The sequence below is a fragment of the Duganella levis genome (genome assembly GCF_009857605.1).
Classification (GTDB): domain Bacteria; phylum Pseudomonadota; class Gammaproteobacteria; order Burkholderiales; family Burkholderiaceae_D; genus Rugamonas; species Rugamonas levis.
On sequence record NZ_WWCT01000078.1, the window covers coordinates 1 to 1,652 of the forward strand.

Here is a 1,652-nt window from a genome sequence, read left to right on the forward strand (position 1 = left end):
ATGCTGCTCAATCGCCTGAGTTCCTAGTGCGGTTGCGAGGTGGGTTTTACCGGTGCCAGGGCCACCGACCAATACGACGTTATGGACCGATTGCAGGAATTCGCAGCGGTGCAATTGCCTCACCAGCGCTTCATCGACCTCGCTGCAAGAAAAATCGAATCCGCTAAGGTCCCGATAGGCGGGGAACTTGGCGACCTTCATTTGGTATGCCAAGGACCGGACTTCGCGTTCAGCTGTCTCCGCCTTGAGTAGACCAGCAAGGACTGGCATTGCCGCCTGAAATGCGGGGGAATCCTGGCCAGCTAGATCCTCCAGGGCCTGTGCCATTCCCCACAGCTTCAATGACCTAAACAGGTCTTGCATAGTTTCATGCTGCATCTTGTAAACTCCGGTTTCTAAGTTTGTCGTAGCGACCCACGTCAGCTTGTGGTTCGACTTTCAGACTGAGGGCCTGCGGTGCAGTGATGCGCGGCGGCGGTGTGCCGTCCAGGAGACGGCTCAAGAAATTTAGAACAATCTGTTTGGACGGCGCTCCGGCATCTAGAGCTTGCCGGACAGCAGACAGTACGTGTTGCTCGTCATGGAACATCACCAGTGCCAATATCTCGACCATCTCGCGGTCCCCGCCGGGGCGCTTCATAAGAATCGCTTGTAGGCGTTTGAATTCGTCGGGAAATTCATGGAACGGAGCACCGTTGCGCAGCGCTCCAGGTTTCCGCTGCAAGACTGCGAGGTAGTGCCGCCAGTTAAACATCGTCCGCCCCGGGCCATGATCGCGCGTGATGTCCCTGATATGCTCAGCAACCACATTGCCCTCGGCGACAAAGAGCAGTCGGTCCGGGTACACCCTCAAGCTGATTGGCCGGTTTGCGAAGGACGCAGGAACGCTATAGCGGTTGCGTTCAAAGGTGACCAGGCAAGTCGGCGAGACGCGCTTGGTGTGCTCCACGAAGCCATCGAAAGGGCGACCATTTTTCATCAGGTGCGGACGCTCGACCTCCCAGGCGTCCCATATAGTGAAATCAGCTTCGGGGTGGCGGATTTGCTTCCAAAGGTTTACGCATTCGTCGGTCAACCAGTCGTTGAGCGCATCCAGGGTTTCCATCGGCGCGACCTTTTGCCAAATTCGGTGACGGCTGTCGCGGACGTTCTTCTCGATCTGTCCTTTCTCCCAGCCGGATGCCGGATTACAGAATTCAGCGTCGAACAGGTAGTGGCTAACCATGGAATCGAAACGAGCATTCACGTCGCGGTCCTTGCCGGTCCTTACCTTGTCCACCGCCGTCTTCATGTTGTCGTAAATGCCGCGCCGTGGAATGCCCCCGAATGCGGCGAATGCATGTGCATGGGCATCGAACAGCATCTCGTGGGTTTGAAGCAAATAGGCGCGCAGGAAGAATGCCCTGCTATGGCTGAGCTTGAAATGCGCTACCTGAAGCTTGACGCGCTCGCCGCCGATGACTGCCCAGTCCTCGCTCCAATCGAACTGAAAGGCCTCGCCGGGTGCGAACGACAGCGGAATATATGTGCGTTTGCTAGCTGAATTGACCCTGTCAGTTTGACCCGCCCGCCATACCCTGGCGAACGCTGCAACCCGGTCGTAAGACCCTTCAAAGCCCAACTCCTTTAGTTCTTCATGAAGCTGTTTCAAA

The 1,652-nt window shown here is 56.5% G+C and carries 2 protein-coding genes; both read right to left on the reverse strand.

What is annotated here, in order from left to right; all coding sequences use genetic code 11:
* The coding region (locus GTP69_RS30785) for an ATP-binding protein (RefSeq protein WP_161058425.1) at window positions 1-378 on the reverse strand (378 nt) is incomplete at its 3' end.
* On the reverse strand, window positions 368-1,652 hold a 1,285-nt coding region (gene istA, locus GTP69_RS30790), incomplete at its 5' end, for an IS21 family transposase (protein WP_161058426.1). The genes istA and GTP69_RS30785, both read right to left, overlap by 11 nt.